This is a genomic window from Streptosporangium sp. NPDC004379 (assembly GCF_042873875.1).
Taxonomy (GTDB): Bacteria; Actinomycetota; Actinomycetes; order Streptosporangiales; family Streptosporangiaceae; genus Streptosporangium.
The window spans coordinates 383,797-400,688 of sequence record NZ_JBIAMC010000001.1 but is presented as its reverse complement, the minus strand read 5'-3'; the positions used below and the strand labels follow the sequence as shown (position 1 = coordinate 400,688).

The window sequence follows — 16,892 nt, the reverse complement described above, 5'->3', positions numbered from 1 at the left end:
TGACGGGCCGCCCGGGGAAGACGGCGGGCTACCCGGGCCGCCCGGGGAAGGGGGCGGCCCGTACCCGTCAGCCGGTGACGCCGAGCAGGCCGAGCTTCCGCGCGGTGGCGGGCTCGGTGACGCGCCGGACCTCCTTCCCCGAGCGGTCGAGGACGACGATCGTGTTGGCCGAGGCGCCCTTCACCCGGACGGCCAGGCGGCCGTCGCGCAGGTAGTGGGCGCTGAGCGCACTGCCCTTCACCGGGATGGCGATCTTCTTGCCGGTCATCGTGTCGTAGATCGACGGGCTGTACCAGACGGGCCAGGAGCCGTCTCCGCCCGGGGCGTCCGCGGAGATCGTCCGCACCACGACCCGCCGCCCGTCGGGCGAGACGCTCCCCACGTGGTTGGCGAGCCTGATGCCGGGCGCCTTGCGGGAGCGGTGGGTGCGGGTGTCGAGCAGGTGGACGCCGGTGGTGTCCCCGGCGTAGCCGGCGAGCGTCCCGCCGTCGGCCGACCAGGTCAGGTGGCAGGGGCCGGGGGTACGGCCGAGCACGGTCACCCGCCCGCCGGAGGCGCCGACCGCGGCCACCGTCGCGGCTTCCGAGTCGCCCCTCCTGGGGAAGGCGATGCGCCGGCCGTCGGCGCTCCAGGCGGGGGTCACGCACGGCCCGCCGTAGGCCGCGCCGGTGGCGACGACCTTGTCCCCGGCGGCCGACCTGACGTGCAGCCGGCCCTTGGCGTCGATCCAGGCGACGCGTCCGCCGTCCGGCGACGCGGAGAACTGGCCGACGAAGGAACCGTCGCCCGACGGGATGGTCACCGCCCGCCCGCCGGATCCGGCCGTCACCCGTACGCCACCGTCCTTGTAGTCGAAGTAGACGCCGCGTACGGTGGCCGCGGCCGGGGCCGCCGCGGGACCCGCCGCGGAGGCGGTGGTCGCGGTCGTCCCGGCGGACGCCTGGGCGGTCGCGGAGAGAGCGGGGGCGGTCACGACGAGCGCGGCGCCGGCGACCAGGGTCCGGTATTTCACAACGATCTCCTTGGAACGGTTCGTCTGCTGGTTGTTAGAGCGCCGAGCGGCGCGGAAGGTTCACATCCGCCCGGAAGCGGAGCCGAAAGGCCGTGCTCGCCAGGCCGGGGCGCCGAAGGCTCCGCCCGGCCGGGAAGGCCCGCTCCGGCGGAGGGTTCACGCCCGCCCGGCCGGCGCCGGGGGCTCGCGGCCCGCCGGGAGCGGCAGGACGGCCTCCACGACGGTGCCGCCGCCCGGGGCCACGCCGACCACGCACGTCCCGCCCAGCTCGGCGGCGCGCTCGCGCATCGACAGCAGGCCCACGCCGGAGCGCGCCGTCTCCGGCAGCCCCTTGCCGTCGTCCCGCACCCGCACCGTCAGCGACTCCCCGCGGGCCAGCGAGACCGTCGCGGTCCGGGCCCCGGCGTGCTTGCGGATGTTGGTCAGCGCCTCCTGGGCGATCCGGTAGGCGGCCACCTCGGCGGCGGCGGGCAGGTCGGACAGGTCGCCCGCCGTCTCCACGGACACCTCGGGGTCCCCCTCGGCGGCCAGCGCCCGCACGGCTCCGGCCAGGCCCAGCTCGTCCAGGGTCGGCGGGCGCAGGCCGTACACCAGCTCCCTGACCTCCCGGCTGACCGTGTCCATGGCGCCGCGCAGCTCGCCCAGCAGCAGGTCGGCCGAGTCGGGAGAGGTGCGCAGGGTGATCCTGGCCATGTTGATCGACATGGCCATGTCGGTCAGCGCGTGCCCGAGCCCGTCGTGCAGGTCGCGGCGCAGGCGGCGGCGTTCCTCCTCGCGGGCGCTCAGGATGCGCTCGCGGGAGCGACGCAGGTCGGCGGTCATCCGTACGGCGTGCACGACGTCCGCGACGTACGGCGTGGCCGCCGCGATGAGCCGGTCGTTGTGCGCGGCGGCGAACCGGCGGGGGCCGGGGGAGCCCAGCAGCAGCCGCCCGACCGGCTCACCGTGCCAGATCAGCGGCACCGTCCGGGGGGCCGGGCCGAGCAGCCCGATCTCCGCCGGTCTGCCCTCCGCGCCGTCCACCTCGACCGCGACCCCGGTGACGCTCAGCACGTCACGGATCACCGCGGCCATGGCGGCGAGCGCGTTCACCGGCTCCGTCTGGGCGGCCTCCGCGGCCAGCCGCGCGGTCAGCGCGCGGGGGTCGCCGCGCGTGCCGTACAGGAGCCGGTCGGCCCACAGCCGCAGCACGCGGCGGAGCGGGTGGAAGACCGCGCCGGCGAACAGCGCCGCGATCGCCCCGCCAACCGGGGCGTAGTCGGACAGGAACAGCCCGGCCACGGCGCCCGCGCCGAAGTAGACCACGCTGACCGCGGCGATCAGCCCGGCGGCCACGAAGGCGCGGCTCGCGACGGTTTCGATGCCGTAGAGCCGGTAGCGCAGCACGGCGAAGGCGATGGAGACCGGAATCAGCCCGGTGAGGACGGTCGCCGGCAGCCACCAGGAGGGGCCGCCGAGCAGGACCACCACGTACAGGCCGAACGTGCTTAATGGCCAGGCGATCTGACGGCGCAGCACCGGGTCGCCGCTCCGGAACCGGACGGCCAGGGAGGCCAGGGCCAGGACGGCCATGACGTTGATCGCCCATGTCGAGGCCAGGAGCATCCACTCCAGGTGGGGCGCCAGCGCCTCGACGGCGAACGGGTTCGGGACGATCCTCGGCAGCGGGTAGTTCCGGAGAGGCGGGGTCGGGCGGGTGATCGAGCGGAACGCCTCCGCCGCCATGACGGTGAACGCCAGCGCCGCCACCGGGCGCCAGCGCCGCGAGGGCAGCCGCCCGTCGGGGGAGTACAGCGGCAGCACGGTGGCCAGCAGGATGCCGCCTGCGATCCAGCCGAGCCCGGAGACATGGCGGTAGTACCCGGCGGCCTCCATCGCGCCGTCGGCGCCCGAGCGCAGCATCATGGCGCCGGCGAAGGTGCTGACCGCGCAGCCGAACCCGCCCAGGCACATCAGCCAGGCGGTGGGCGGGCGTGAGCGGTGGGCCAGCAGGAACGCTCCGACCAGGGGGAAGGTCACGCCGACCGACATCTCCGGGGTGGCGGGCAGGTCCCCGGCCCAGCCCGGGGGGAGCTGCCGGTAGGTGACGTAGCCGGTGACGGTGAGCGTGACGGACACGACGGCCGACACGACGGCGACGATCCGCCGGACGGAGACGGGCAGCGCCCGCCGGGCGGGCCGCCCGGTCCCCGAACCGCCCGCCAGGCCGGCGCCGTCGTCCGGCCCGCCGCCGGGCCGGGTGCGCCCGGCCACCGCTACCTGCCCGGCCCGCCGGGGTTGACCAGCCCCGACTCGTACGCCGCGACGACGAGCTGGGCGCGGTCGTGCAGCCCGAGGTGGTCCAGGAGCCTGGTCACCGACTGCGCCACCGAGGGCTCGGGAACCGACAGGGTCGCGGCGATCTGGCGGTTGGTGAGCCCGCGGGCGACCAGCTTCATCAGGTCCAGTTCGGCGTCGCCGAGACCGGCGAGGGCGGGCGGGGCGGAGGGGTCGGTCCGCCCCGCGAAGGCGGCGATCAGCCGGGTGGTGACGGCGGGATCGATCAGCGCGTCCCCGGCCTGCGCGGCCCGCATCGCGCCGATGAGCTGCTCGGGGGCGGAGGTCTTGAGCACGAAGCCGCTCACCCCGGCCCGCAGCGCCGCGTACAGGTTGTCGTCCGTGCCGAACGTGGTCATCATGATCACCTTCGGCGGCGCGTCGTCGGCCAGGATGCGCCGCGCGGCGGTCAGGCCGTCCAGCCGGGGCATCTGGATGTCCATCAGCACCAGGTCGGGGGAGGTCTCGCGGACGGCCGTGATCGCCCGTTCGCCGTCCTCGGCCTCGGCGACCAGCTGGAAGCCGGGCTCGCTGTCCAGCACGACCCGCAGGCCGGTGCGGACCAGCGCCTGGTCGTCGGCCACCACCACGCGCAGCACCCGCGGACCGTCCGCCTCCGCCGGGGCCGTCGCGGAGACCGGCGCCTCCCGGCCTTCCCGGGCCTCACCGGGGCCCGGTGACCCTCCGGCAGCGGGAGATCCGCCTGTGGCGGGCGGTGCGGGCGGCAGGTCCAGGTGGGGGGCCTGCGACAGCATGTCGGACTCCAGCCGCTGCAGGGCCGGGCCGAGGTCCAGGCCCAGCTCGTCACGGAGCAGCGCGCGGGCGCGCCGGAGGGCGCCCAGTGCGTCCCCCTGCCGGCCGCTGCGGTAGAGCGCCAGCGCGAGCAGCCGCCAGGCCTCCTCCCGCAGCGGGTGGGCGGAGGCGTGGGCCTCCAGGTCGGCCACCAGCGCACCGGACGGCCCGAGCCGCAGGCCCGCGTCGGCGCGGCGCTCCACCGCGACCAGCCGCAGCTCCTCCAGCCTGCCCGCCTCGGTCACCGCCCACTGCAGGTCGGAGAACTCGGCCAGGGCCGGTCCCCGCCACAGCGCGAGGGCCCGGCCCAGACGCTCCCACACCTCGGCGGGCCCGCCCGTCGCCTCCTTCACCGCGCGCTCGAACGTCCAGGCGTCCACCTGCTCGGGGACGGCGCGCAGCGCGTAACCGGGCGGGGCGGAGACCAGGACCACCGCCTCCTCCCGGGGGGCGCGGCCGGGCTCCAGGGCGCGCCGCAGGCGCGAGACGTATCCCTGGACGGTGGACAGGGCCTGGGCGGGGGGCTCACCGGGCCACAGCTCGTCGATGAGCATGCTCACCGGTACGGCGCGGCCGCCCGCGACGAGCAGCCGGGCCAGCACGGCCCTCTGGCGCTGCCCGCCGAGATCGACGGGGTCCCCGTCATGGCGTGCCTGGAACGGTCCCAGGGCCCGAAACGTCAGCATCTCAGGCGTAAGCGTAGAGCCACCGCGTCCAAGGTCATACCTGCTCCACCTGCCATCGTTCGCCGACTGAAGAGAATCATCGGTAGTCGAAACCGCACATTCAAGGTGGGTGGCTGCACCACTTCGGTCACAGATCTCCGCCCTGAAAGTGGAAAATCCCCCTAAGGGTGAAATAACCGAGTATGTGGCGCTATGTCCCGACCCTCCATTCCGTGACGGGGGGACCGTACCGCGCGGGAACAGCAATCGGATCAACAACGGTTCAACGCGCTCCGGGAAGGGGCCGGTGTTCACGGGACCGTACGGCGGCCCGCCACCTGCCCCGGAGCGCGCGGGAGACGCGGGGCCGGTTTCGCGACGGGTCCGGCGCTCCGGGCCGGCTCCGACGTCACCCCTCCGGCTCCGCTCACCCCTCCGGCGTCACCCCTCCGGCTCCGCTCACGCCTCCGGCGTCACCCCTCCGGCTCTGCGCACGCCTTCGCCGTCACGCCTCCGCCGTCACGCCTCCGACTCCGCTCACGCCTCCGGCGAGGCCGCGCGGCGGCGCAGCGCCGGACGGATCGCGAACAGGCCCGCCGCCGCGACCAGGTTGACCCCGCCGACGGTCAGCCACAGCGTGACGGGACCGGCTTCGAGCAGGCGGGTTCCGGCCAGCGGGGCGAGCATGGCCCCGCCCGACATGGCCAGGCCGTACACGCCGGCGTATCGTCCGCGCAGGTGGGTCGGGGCGAGGACCGCCACGATCGCGCCCGGCAGTCCCGCGGTGAGGATCTCGCCCAGCGTCCAGACGACCACGCCCGCGGCGTACCCGGCGACGCTGGAGACGAAGGCGGTCAGCGCGAAGCCCGCGCTGATGACGATCAGGCCGGTGGCGAAAACGGTGCCGGGGTCGCGCCTGCCGAGCCAGTCGCCGGTCAGCGGCTGCAGGATCACGATCAGCACGCCGTTCACCGCGATCACCAGGCCGTAGTCGACCGTGGAGAAGCCCGAGTGGCTCATCGCCACCGGCAGGGTGGTGAACGCCTGGGTGTAGGCCATGCTGTACAGCAGGGAGATCAGGCAGTAGACGATCATCAGCCGGTCGCCGAGCAGCGCGGCGAGCCCGCCGCTCCGCGTCCCGGCGCGATCCCCGGCCGGAGTCCCGCCGTCCCGGAGCCGGTCGCCCTCGCCCTGGAGTCCGCCGCCGTCCGAGGGCCCGCTGTCCGAGGGCCCGCTGTCCGAGGGCCCGCTGTCCGAGGGCCCGCCGTCCGAGGGTCCGCCGTTCCCGCCCCGGGACCCGGTGCGGCCCTGCCTGGATCCGGCGCGGCCCGCGCGCCGGGGCAGCGTCTCGGGCACCGCCCGCCACACCAGCAGGCCGAAGGCCACCGAGGTGAGGGCGTTGACGGCGAACATCCACCCGTACCCGGCGCGGGCGAGCCAGCCTCCGGCGACCATCGCCACCGAGAAGCCCAGGTTCAGCGCCCAGAAGAGCAGGCCGTAGGCGCGCGGCCGGTCGGCGGGGGAGACGAGGTCCGCCACCAGCGCGCTGGAGGCCGGCCGGTAGGCGTCGATCGCCAGGCCCAGCACGAACATCGACGTCACGATCGCCGGGAACGAGCTGCTCGCGCCCAGCGCCGCCATGGCGGCGGCGGTCGCCGTCATGCCGCCGGCGAGTGTGATCCGCCTGCCGTACCGGTCGGCCAGCCAGCCCGCGGGGACCTGGGAGACCAGCGAACCGGCCCCGAACACCGTCATCACCGTGCCGGCCGCGGTCAGGGACATGCCGCGGGACTCGATCAGGTAGACGCCGATGAACGGCTGGACCATCATGCCCACCCGGTTCACCAGCGTGCCGGCCCACAGCGCCCAGAACGGCCGGGGCAGGCCGCCCAGCTTCGACCGCAGGAAACCGGAGGAACCGGACGGCCCGCTGGAGCCGGGGGAGTCGGGGGAGCCGGGCGGCGAGCCGGGTCCGGCGACGGTCGTGCTCGTCATGACGGCATGATTGGACAGGCGGGCGGCCGGACGCGAATCTTTTAGCCGTGCCTGAAAAGTCCTGCCATGTCGAGTGGATCTTCGCCCCCGAGGACGTCGCGCGGATCCGCTTCGCGTTCTCCCCGCTCTGGGAGCTGGTGGCCAGCCTGCGGGTGATCCGCGACCCGGCCCGACACTCCCTGCACCTGCCGTGGGTGCGCGCCGTACGCGACCGGGTGGCCGCGCTCGACATGGCGGAGCTGTTCGCGCTGGTCCCGCTCCGCGGCTACCTCGCCGACTTCCTCACGCCCGTCCCCGACACCCCGCTGCCCGACCTCGCCACCGAGCTGGACCGGGTACGGCGCACGCCCCCGGCGCGGGCGGCGGAGGAGGCCGGGTGGGTGCAGGGGGCCGATCCCCGGATCGTCGCGCGGTTCACCGCCGACCCGGAGGCGGGGGTGGCACGCGTCGCCGACGCCCTGGAGCGCTACTGGGAGGCGGCGCTCGCCGGGTTCTGGCCGCGCGTCCACGGCCTGCTGGAGGCCGACGTGCTGCGCCGTTCCCGCAGGCTCGCCGCGGGAGGGGCCCGGGACCTCTTCGCCGACCTGCACCCGAACGTGAGCTGGCGCGGCGACCGGCTCGCCATCGTCCGGAGCCGGGAGTACTCGGCGCCGATCGGCGGCGACGGCCTGGTCCTCGTGCCGACCGCCTTCCACTGGCCCGACACCGCCGCGATGGTCGAGCCGTACCAGCCGATGCTCGTCTACCCGGCGACGGGCGTCGGCACGCTGTGGACCGACGGCCCGCCGCCCGCCCCCGACGCCCTCGCCGCGCTGATCGGCCGCACCCGGGCCCGGATCCTCACCGCCCTGGCCGAGCCCGCGACCACCTCGGCGCTCGCCCGGCGGATGGGCCTCACCCCCGGGGCGGTCAGCCAGCACCTCACCGTCCTGGCCGGCGGGGGGCTGGTGACCCGCCGCCGCCTCGGACGCGAGGTCGTCTACCGCCGCAGCCCGGTGGGCGACTCCCTCGCCTGCGTCTCCTGAACCGGCGGGATCGCCGCGCCGGTCCGGGGCGCGCCGGTCCGGGAGGGGCGGAACCCTCCGGCCCCAGGCCGCCGGGCCTACCCGCTCTGGGCCGCCGGGCCGTATCCGTCCCGGGCCGCCGGGGCGGCCGCGCCGTACCGGCTGGACTCCAGGAGCCACTCCAGTTGCGCCCGCGGCGCGGCCAGGAAGGCGCACGCGACCTTGCTGACGTCCCTGGCCTGGGCCGGCGACAGCGCGAACCGGTCGAAGAGGCGGGGCAGCCGCCGGGCCGCGGCGCGCTGGTCCTCGGCACGCTCGGCGATCCGGTCGCTGACCCAGGCGACGGCCTCCGCCTCCGAGAACCCGAACGCGCCGGCGGCGACCGTCACGTAGTTGTGCACGTCGCCGTTGGCCCGCTCCTTGGGATACGACGCCACGTCGTTGCACCAGGCCGTCACGTCGTTGCAGGCGTCCACCAGCGTCCGCCAGGTCACGCTCTCCCTCAGCCCCGGCGGCACCTCCACCCCCAGGCACGGCTCGACCAGGTCGAACAGGTACGGCCCCGCGGTGCCCCGGCGCAGCGCCGGGTACTCCGCGGCCGAGGGCACCCGCCCGGCGCACCGGTTCTCCGCCTCCGCGCGGCAGGCCGCCCCCTGGGCCACCAGCCCCCGCGCGAACCGCTGCCGCCACCGGGCGCTCATCCGCCCGGCCGTGGCCCGCCACAGGCCGGCGAACGACGCCTCAACGGGAGGGCGCTCCCCGGTCGCGGACGCGCCGGACCCGCCGGTGGAACCCGGCAGGAACGGCGAAGCCCGGGTCATGACGCCGAGGCGGGTGAAGGCGGCGTCGACGGTCTCGGCCACCCGCCCGGCCGGTTTCTCGTCCCACTCGTCGTCGAAGCAGAACAGCCAGGTCAGCCACTTGGCGAACAGCAGCGCCGCGTCCTCGCCGGCGTCGGCGAGCGCGCGGCCCGCCATCCGCTCGAACCGCGCCCCCGAGGGCGGCTCCAGGCCCGTCCCCCGGGCCCACTCGGCGAGCGACGCCCCGATCCGGTCGATGGCGGGGTGCATGCGGCAGGGCGCGCCCATCGCCGGTACCCGTTCGACGAGGGGCAGGAGCAGGGACGCGGCCGTGACGGGGGTGCGGGCCCGGGACGGCCATCGTTCCATCTCGTCCATCTCGCGGGGCGCCGCCCCGCATGTCCTGGCGAGCACTACAGCGGCCCGAAGAGCCAGTTGCCGGCCGCGTTCGGGTCGGTGCTCGTGTAGTACTGCCGGGCCGCCTCGACCAGCTCGCCGACCGCGATGACCCCGTCCCGGTCGCGGTCGAGCCGGTCGAACGCCACGTCCACGTCGTCGTGGGCGGTGCCGAAGGCGGTCAGTGCGATCCGCAGGCCGTCCGGCCGGACCGAGCCGTCCCCGTCGGTGTCGCAGAGCCGCGCGACCGCCTCGGCGGCGGGCCGGAACACCGGATCGAACCGGCCGCCCTCCACGAACGCCGAGATCATGCCCGCCCGGAAGCCCTCCGGGGAGATCACGCCGTCGCCGCCGGCCGCGGCCGACAGCGTCGACCAGATCGCCTCCAGCCCGCCGACGAGCCGGTTGCCCGCCGGAGAGGTCGGTGACTCTCCGAATCCGACCAGGATCCTGGCGCCCAGCCCGAGCATGTCGTCCCGTACGGCCCGGCCGTCGCCGTCGACGTCCAGGTGCCCGAAGGCACGGTCTAATTTGTGCTTGAGAAGTTCGGTGCTCACGGTAGACCCTCGTGTTACGTGAATGGCGCGGACGATTACGCTAGGTGACGATAGCGAGGTGATTCCAAGAGCCATTCCAGATGGGCCCTGGGAATGGTCAAGAAAGCGCACGTGACCTGGATCACCTCCCGGGCGGCGGCGGTGTCGAGGCCGCGCCGCTCCACCACCTGCGGGATCATGCGGGCGGCCGTCCACAGGTCGTCCATCCGCTCGACCAACCGATCCGTGACCCACGCCACGGGGTCCCCGCCTGCGCCGGGGCTCGCGGCCGCCAGGTAGCCGTCCCCGGACACCAGGTCCGCGCACCACACGACCACGTCGCAGCTCGCCTCGACGACCGCCGCCCAGTGCGGGCTCCGCCGTACGGACGCGGGCGCCTCCACCCCGGCGCACGGCTCCACCAGGTCGAACAGGTAGCGGCCGAAGCGGTCCCTGCCGAACGGCGGGTAGTCGCCGGCGGCCGGCGCCGCGGCGCGGAGCAGCGCCGCGCGCTGGGCGTCCAGCCCGGCCAGGAACCCCTCGCGCCAGCCGTCGCTCATCCGCGGCGCGCAGACCCGCCACAGGTCGGCGAACGCCCGCTCCACCGCCGCCGGGCCCGGCTCGTCCCCGCGCGCCACCGCCGGAACCCCGGCCAGCGCCGCGGGATCCTCCCTCGCGGCGGACATCCAGATCAGCCAGCGGGCGAACATCGTGGCCGCGTCCGTGCCGTACCGGGCGAACGCCCTCCCGGCCAGCAGGTGCGCGCCCCCGCCGGGGTCGGCCCGCAGGCCGTGCCGGCGAGACCAGGCGATGGCCGCCGCCTCGATCCGGTGCACCGACGGGTGCACCGGGCACGGCACGGCCAGAGCCGCGAGCCTCTCGGTGAGCGGGAGGGGCGGCGCGCCGGGCGCGACGCCGCCCGCCGGGCCGTACGGTGTGGCGCCGCCCATCGGTCCGTGCGGCGTGGCGCCGCCCATCGGTCCGTGCGGCGTGACGCCGCCCGCCGGTCCGTGCCGCAGTCCGGTGCGCATCGTCTTCCTCCCCGGGAGAACATTCGGTCCGCTCCTGCCGGGCACGAGCGACCGCCCTGACCCGGTCAGAGGGGTTTTAGCCGCTTTGACCTGGGCAAACTCGGTTCCGGCTGCTGGGAGTCTCGCATCACCGGTCACGCCGGACGGCCGGGACGCGCCAGTCGCCGAGCCCGAGGGCGGTGCGGCCGATGCGCCTTTCCGCCGTTCTTCTCGTAACGTGTGCGAAACACGAAGCGGGCAGACTTGTACGCGGCCAGGAGTGTCGCGCCCGGTCGGTAATGGAGGAGGAGCCGTGGACCGCCAGCAGGAGTTCGTTCTCCGCACCCTTGAGGAACGCGACATCCGGTTCATCCGGCTGTGGTTCACCGACGTGCTGGGCTTCCTGAAGTCGGTGGCCATCGCGCCCGCCGAGCTGGAGGGGGCCTTCGCCGAGGGCATGGGCTTCGACGGCTCGTCGATCCAGGGCTTCGCCCGGGTCTACGAGGCGGACATGCTCGCCAAGCCCGACCCCTCGACCTTCCAGATCCTGCCCTGGCGCAGCGAGATGCCGGGCGCGGCCAGGATGTTCTGCGACATCCTCATGCCGGACGGGTCGCCCTCCCACGCCGACCCGCGCTGGGTGCTCAAGCGCACCCTGGCCAAGGCCTCCGACATGGGGTTCAGCTTCTACACCCACCCCGAGATCGAGTTCTTCCTGCTGAAGGAACGGCCGGAGAAGGGCGCCCGTCCCGAGCCGATCGACGACGGCGGCTACTTCGACCACACCCCGCACAGCTCAGGCCACGACTTCCGCCGCAACGCGATCATGATGCTGGAGTCGATGGGCATCTCCGTCGAGTACAGCCACCACGAGGGCGGCCCCGGCCAGCAGGAGATCGACCTGCGCTACGCCGACGCGCTGACCACCGCCGACAACATCATGACGTTCCGCCTGGTCATGAAGGAGGTCGCGCTGGAGCAGGGCATCTGGGCGAGCTTCATGCCCAAGCCCTTCACCGAGCAGCCGGGCTCCGGCATGCACACCCACATGTCGCTGTTCGAGGGGGACCGCAACGCCTTCTACGAGCCCGGCGCGGAGTACCAGCTCTCCAAGGTCGGCCGCTCCTTCATCGGCGGTCTGCTCGCGCACGCCGCGGAGATCACCGCCGTGTGCAACCAGTGGGTCAACTCCTACAAGCGGCTGTGGGGCGGCGCCGAGGCGATCGCCGGGGCCGGCGGTGAGGCGCCCAGCTACATCTCCTGGGGCCACAACAACCGCTCGGCCCTGGTGCGGGTGCCGATGTACAAGCCGCACAAGGGCGGCTCGACCCGCATCGAGTTCCGCTCCCTGGACTCGGCCTGCAACCCCTATCTCGCCTTCGCGGTGATCCTGGCCGCCGGCCTGAAGGGCATCGAGGACGGCTACGAGATGCCCCCCGGCGCCGAGGACGACGTCTGGGCGCTGACCTCGGCCGAGCGCCGGGCGCTGGGCATCCGCCCGCTGCCTCAGTCGCTGGACGAGGCCATCTCGGTCATGGAGCACAGCGAGCTGGTCGCCGAGACCCTCGGCGAGCACGTCTTCGACTACTTCCTGCGCAACAAGCGCGCCGAGTGGCGCGACTACCGCCGCCAGGTCACCGAGTTCGAGCTGGGCCGCTACCTGCCGGTTCTCTGACCCGCCGGGCTCCCCGCTCCGGAAGACCGCGAACCGCCCCGCGTGAGCCCGGCCGGCAGCGCCGGCCGGGTCCCTCCCACGCGTACCCGGACCTCTCGTACGGCGCCGGCCGGGCCCCTCACACGTGTCCGCCCGAGCCTCCTCGGACGTCTACCCGGGCTCCCCGTCGTGGACGGTGGCGAGTTCGGCGAGCCCCGAGATGGTCAGGACCGGGGACAGCAGCTCGTTGGCGATGACCGTAAGGCGGTCGGCGTGGGTGAACAGGACGCTCAGGCCCGCGCTGTCGAGATACTCGACGTCGGTCAGGTCGAGGACCAGCGGGCCCGGAGCGCGGTCGAGGGCGGCGGCGAGGACGTCGGTGTTGCTCATGTCGATCTCACCGGCGACGGTCAGGAGCGCGACCCCGTCCGGGCGGTGTCCGGGGGTGAGGGTAAGGGGCGTGGTCATCAGGCGATCCTCATGAGCATGTCGACGGTGGTGCCGGAGGGGCTGGGCGTGATGGTGACCTGCTGCATCATGGCGCGCATCAGAGCGACGCCGCGGCCGCGATGGGCGTTCGCCTCGGGCTGGGGGAGTTTCCATCGGCCGCTGTCGGCGACGGTGAGGCGCAGGTTGTCGACGAACGCCTCGGCCCGCAGCCGGACGATGTCGCCGGGGGCGTGGCGGTGGCCGTGCTCGATGGCGTTGGCGCACGCCTCACCGGCGGCGACCAGGACGTTCTGGATGGTCTGGGCCGGCAGGTCGCACTGGGTGAGCCAGTTCCGCAGAGCCCTGCGGACGGGGGCGAGCTGGGACGACTCGGCGGGGAAGGTCATCTCCAGCGGAGTGGGATGGCGGTAGAGCAGCAGGGCGACGTCGTCGTTGTAGCCGCCGGCGGGCGCCAGGTGGCTCATCACCTGCGTGGCGAGGTCGTCGACGGCGACGTCCCGGCCGTCCTGGACGGCCCGGCTGGCCCGGTCGATGCCCGCGTCCAGCGGGTGGCGGCGACGCTCGACCAGGCCGTCGGTGTACAGCATGAGCGTGGCCCGCGCCGGGATGACCGTCTCGCTTTCGGGGCGGGTCCTGCCCGGCCGGGCGGCCAGGGGGATGGAGCGCCCGCCGTCGAGCAGATGGGTGGTGCCGTCGGGATGGGCGAGGATGCCCGGCGGGTGCCCGGCGCTGGAGTAGGTCAGGAGCCCCGTCTCAGGGTCGAGGACGCCGCAGAAGGCGGTGGTGCACCTCGCGCCGGGGACGCCTGCGGCGAAGTGGTCCAGGGCCATGAGGGTGCGGGCCGGGCTGGCGTCCTGCAGGAGCAGCGCGCGGCACGCGCTCCGCAGCTGCCCCATGACGGCGGCGGCCTCCACGCCGTGCCCGACGCAGTCGCCGACGACGATGCCGATGCGCCCGTCGGGCAGGGTGATGGTGTCGTACCAGTCGCCGCCGACCTCCAGGGGACGGCTGGCGGGCTCGTAGCGGACGGCGAACCCCTCGGGAAGCCGGGCCGGGCCGAGGATGGCGCGCTGCAGCGCGATCGCCGTCTCGCGTTGCTGGTCGATCTGGTGGGCGCGGACGAGTCCCTGGGCGAGATACCCGGCCAGCAGCGACAGCAGCAGCTGGTCCTCGCCGGTGAAGGGCCGGCGGCCGCCCAGGTCGACCCAGAGCGCCAGCGGGCCGTCGGGATGCTCCAGCAGGACGCCCATCCCGGTGCGGTCGGCGACGGGGGCCAGTGGGGACCGCTCCCGCAGGCCGGTGAGCGCCCGGCGGTGCTCGGCGGAGAGCCCGTGCCAGCTCAGCGACTCGTCGGTGGCGGTCAGGACGGGCTCGTCACCGGCGAAGACGGCGGCCAGCACGCACCGGGCACGCCACAGGTCGTGCAGTTCCCGCAGGGCGCCGGCCAGCGCCTCGGGCAGGCTCACGGCCCGGGACAGGGCCGTGCTCAGGGAGGCGAGGGCGCTCTCCCGCTGGATGGCGTAGTGCTCGGCGGTGACGTCGCGGAACGTGCCGACGACGACGCGGCGCCCGGTGTCGGGGTCCTGCGCGTGGTTGAAGCTGGCGCTGACCCACACCCGGTGCCCGTCACGGTGGATGACGGGGATGGTGTAGCCGCCCTTGTCGTGACCGAGGAGGTCGGAGAAGGCCTCGGACACCTGCCGGTGGGCCTCCGGGTCGGCGTCGGCGTCAGGCCACCACGGGTGGACGGCCGTGTAGGGCAGGTCCTCCGAGCCGTAGCCGAGGATGTCGGTGAACGCGTTGTTGATCTCGACGACGGCGCCGTTCTCGTCGCAGACGAAGAACGCCTCCTGCAGGGAGTCCACCAGCGCGGTGCGCCAGCGGGCCTGGTGCTGGCGCAGGCGCGCCATCTCCATGTTGGCCCGCACCCGGGCGAGCAGTTCCGCGGCGGCGAACGGCTTGACCAGGTAGTCGTCGGCCCCGGCCTGCAGGCCCTCGATGGACTCCTCCTGGCCCGCCCGCGCCGACAGCAGCAGCACGGGGACGGCCGCGGTGCGCGGGTCGCTCCGCAGTGCCGAGACCAGGGCCAGGCCGTCCAGGCGGGGCATCATCACGTCGCTGACCACGAGGTCGGGGGCGTCGGCCCGGATGGCGTCCAGGGCCTCCATCCCGTCGCCCGCGGTGCCGACGAGATATCCGGCGCCCCTGAGGAGGCGGACGAGATAGCCGCGCATGTCGGCGTTGTCGTCGGCGACCAGCACGCGCGCCGGGACGGCCGGGCCCGCGGCGGGGGCGGCGTAGGAGTCCTGGGGCGACGCGTCCGAGGTGTCCCCGGCGAGTGCGGCGTCGTCCTCCGGCAGCCAGCGCAGCGCCTCCTGGACGTAGGGGTCGGCGGCGGCGGAGCCCGCGGCGGCGGGGTCGGCGACCGTCCCGATCGTCTCCGGGGGCAGGTGCGCCGAGCCGAACGGCAGGCGGATGGTGAAGCGGGTGCCCTCACCCTCGGTGCTGTCGGCGACGATGGTGCCGCCGTGCAGGCCGACCAGTTCCTGGACGAGGGCCAGCCCGATGCCGCTCCCCTCGTTGGACCGCGATCGGGCGTTCTCGATGCGGTGGAACCGCTCGAACAGCCGCGGCACCTCCTCGGCCGGGACGCCGATGCCCGTGTCGGCGACGGTCACCACCGCGTGGCCGTCCTCCTCGCGCACCGTGACGCCGATCGACCCCTCGAAGGTGAACTTCAGGGCGTTGCTGAGGAGGTTGAGGACCACCTTCTCCCACATGCCGCGGTCGATGTACACCGGCTCGTCCATGGGGGCGCAGTCGACCCGGAACGAGAGGGCCGCCCTGTCCACGGCGGAGCGGAAGAGGCTGGCCAGTTCGGCGGTGACCGCGGCCAGGTCGACGGGTTCGTAGCGGGCCTGCATCCGGCCCGCCTCGATGCGGGAGAAGTCCAGGAGGGTGTTGACCAGCTTGCCCAGCCGCAGGCCGTTGCGGCGGATGGCCTCCAGCTCCTCTCGCACCTGCGCGTCGGCTCCCTGCAGGCGGGTGCGCAGCTCCTCCACCGGCCCCATGATCAGCGTCAGGGGCGTGCGGAACTCGTGGCTGATGTTGGAGAAGAAGACGGTCTTCGCCCGGTCGAGTTCGGCCAGCTCCTCGGCCCGCCGCTGCTGGGCCTGGTAGCTGCGGGCGCTCGCGATCCCCGCCGCGACGTGTCCCGCGGCCAGCTCGATGAACCCGCGGTAGGCGTCGTCCAGGGGCCGGTACCGGTTGAGCGCGGCCACCACGAATCCGTACGGCGCGCCGCCCTGCTGCAGCAGCGGCACCACCAGCGCGTGCGTGGGCGGATCCGGCCAGCCCCCGGAGGGAAGGCCGGTGAACGGGTCGCCGTCGAGCGCCACGAGCGCCGGCTCCCCCCGGGTCGGCGCCGCCGTGGGCCACACCCCCTGAGGATCGCCGAGCGGAAGGGTCTCCGGGGCGGCGGGGTGCCCGGCGGGGATCCCGGTCGTCCCCGCCAGCCGCGCGCGGTCGTCGTCGAGCAGGTAGGTCAGCGTGAACGGAAGGTCGTGCGGGTTGCGGCCGAACTGGCGGCAGGCGAAGGCCAGCATCTCCTGCTCGGTGCGGGCCACGCTGGGGTCGGAGCCGAGGTCCCGGAGCGTCGCCATCCGCCGCTCGCCGATGACCCGCTCGGTGTCCTCGCTGACGACGCACAGCATGCCGACCACCGCGCCGGCGTCGTCCCTGAGGGGGCTGTAGGAGAACGTGTGATAGGTCTCCTCCGGATAGCCGTCCCGTTCCAGGAACAGCAGCAGGGACTCGTCCCAGGTCGACTTCCCCGTGGCCAGCACGGTGTCGATCCGCGGGCCGATGTCGCCCCAGATCTCCGCCCACACCTCGTCGGCCGGCCGGCCCAGCGCCCACGGATACTTCCGGCCCAGGGTGTCGCGGCGGTAGGCGGCGTTGCAGAAGAACGTCAGCCGCGGCCCCCACGCCATCCACATGGGGAACCGGGACGACAGCAGGATGCTCACCGCCGTCTGCAGGCTCTGCGGCCACCCCTCCGGCGGCCCGAGGGGCGTCGCCCGCCAGTCCACCAGCGCGAGATCCTTGCCGACCTCGTCGTCGGCGGTGAACACCCGGGCGCCGGACGCTCTCACCGGCCCGCGCTCAGCGTCGTCACAGTGCGCCATCTGACACCCTTTCCTCACGCCGGGCCCAGCCTTGCGCACCGGACCCGTCACCGTGCCGCTGTCGCGTGACCGGCG

11 protein-coding genes are annotated in these 16,892 nt (G+C 74.4%); 2 read left to right on the top strand and 9 right to left on the bottom strand.

What is annotated here, in order from left to right; genetic code table 11:
• Nucleotides 1–67: 67 nt before the first annotated feature.
• From ACFYSC_RS01665 to ACFYSC_RS01650, 4 genes are all read right to left on the bottom strand, one after another.
• A complete protein-coding gene (locus ACFYSC_RS01665) occupies nt 68–1,012 on the bottom strand; it encodes a hypothetical protein (protein WP_389955156.1) in 945 nt (314 codons plus the stop codon).
• Between the two features lie 156 nt (nt 1,013–1,168).
• Complete coding sequence (locus tag ACFYSC_RS01660; RefSeq protein WP_389955153.1) at nt 1,169–3,265, bottom strand: sensor histidine kinase; 2,097 nt, start codon at nt 3,263–3,265, stop codon at nt 1,169–1,171.
• 2 nt (nt 3,266–3,267) lie between these two features.
• Complete coding sequence (locus tag ACFYSC_RS01655; RefSeq protein WP_389955151.1) at nt 3,268–4,806, bottom strand: BTAD domain-containing putative transcriptional regulator; 1,539 nt, start codon at nt 4,804–4,806, stop codon at nt 3,268–3,270.
• Nucleotides 4,807–5,322: 516 nt separating this feature from the next.
• Nucleotides 5,323–6,780, bottom strand: a complete 1,458-nt coding sequence (locus tag ACFYSC_RS01650; protein WP_389955149.1) for an MFS transporter — start codon at nt 6,778–6,780, stop codon at nt 5,323–5,325.
• Nucleotides 6,781–6,827: 47 nt separating this feature from the next.
• Between ACFYSC_RS01650 and ACFYSC_RS01645 the strand changes: the two genes are divergently transcribed.
• A complete protein-coding gene (locus tag ACFYSC_RS01645) occupies nt 6,828–7,805 on the top strand; it encodes a DUF5937 family protein (protein ID WP_389955147.1) in 978 nt (325 codons plus the stop codon).
• Between the two features lie 77 nt (nt 7,806–7,882).
• Here the strand turns inward: ACFYSC_RS01645 and ACFYSC_RS01640 are convergent, their stop codons facing one another.
• The 3 genes from ACFYSC_RS01640 to ACFYSC_RS01630 are packed head-to-tail and all read right to left on the bottom strand — an operon-like array spanning nt 7,883 to nt 10,547.
• Nucleotides 7,883–8,953: a terpene synthase family protein gene (locus tag ACFYSC_RS01640; protein WP_389955145.1), complete on the bottom strand. Its 1,071-nt coding sequence runs from the start codon at nt 8,951–8,953 to the stop codon at nt 7,883–7,885.
• Between the two features lie 44 nt (nt 8,954–8,997).
• The gene (locus tag ACFYSC_RS01635) at nt 8,998–9,537 is read right to left on the bottom strand and encodes an EF-hand domain-containing protein (protein ID WP_389955143.1); all 540 of its coding nucleotides are present in this window, start codon (nt 9,535–9,537) and stop codon (nt 8,998–9,000) included.
• Between the two features lie 35 nt (nt 9,538–9,572).
• Entirely contained in the window at nt 9,573–10,547 is a 975-nt protein-coding gene (locus tag ACFYSC_RS01630) for a hypothetical protein (protein WP_389955140.1), read from the bottom strand.
• 292 nt (nt 10,548–10,839) lie between these two features.
• Between ACFYSC_RS01630 and ACFYSC_RS01625 the strand changes: the two genes are divergently transcribed.
• Nucleotides 10,840–12,201, top strand: coding sequence for a glutamine synthetase family protein (locus ACFYSC_RS01625; protein WP_389955138.1), 1,362 nt, complete (start codon nt 10,840–10,842; stop codon nt 12,199–12,201).
• Nucleotides 12,202–12,351: 150 nt separating this feature from the next.
• Here ACFYSC_RS01625 and ACFYSC_RS01620 read toward each other — a convergent pair whose 3' ends face one another.
• Both ACFYSC_RS01620 and ACFYSC_RS01615 read right to left on the bottom strand, forming a co-directional pair.
• The gene (locus tag ACFYSC_RS01620) at nt 12,352–12,648 is read right to left on the bottom strand and encodes an STAS domain-containing protein (protein ID WP_389955135.1); all 297 of its coding nucleotides are present in this window, start codon (nt 12,646–12,648) and stop codon (nt 12,352–12,354) included.
• Nucleotides 12,648–16,817: a SpoIIE family protein phosphatase gene (locus ACFYSC_RS01615; RefSeq protein ID WP_389955132.1), complete on the bottom strand. Its 4,170-nt coding sequence runs from the start codon at nt 16,815–16,817 to the stop codon at nt 12,648–12,650. Before ACFYSC_RS01615 ends, ACFYSC_RS01620 begins: the two co-directional genes overlap by 1 nt.
• Between the last annotated feature and the right edge of the window lie 75 nt (nt 16,818–16,892).

Coding starts and splice junctions, on each gene's coding strand:
- ACFYSC_RS01655 (WP_389955151.1), bottom strand. CDS start 4,806: ATGCTGACGTTTCGGGCCCTGGGACCGTTCCAGGCACGCCATGACGGG.
- ACFYSC_RS01650 (WP_389955149.1), bottom strand. CDS start 6,780: ATGACGAGCACGACCGTCGCCGGACCCGGCTCGCCGCCCGGCTCCCCC.
- ACFYSC_RS01640 (WP_389955145.1), bottom strand. CDS start 8,953: ATGGAACGATGGCCGTCCCGGGCCCGCACCCCCGTCACGGCCGCGTCC.
- ACFYSC_RS01630 (WP_389955140.1), bottom strand. CDS start 10,547: ATGCGCACCGGACTGCGGCACGGACCGGCGGGCGGCGTCACGCCGCAC.
- ACFYSC_RS01620 (WP_389955135.1), bottom strand. CDS start 12,648: ATGACCACGCCCCTTACCCTCACCCCCGGACACCGCCCGGACGGGGTC.
- ACFYSC_RS01615 (WP_389955132.1), bottom strand. CDS start 16,817: ATGGCGCACTGTGACGACGCTGAGCGCGGGCCGGTGAGAGCGTCCGGC.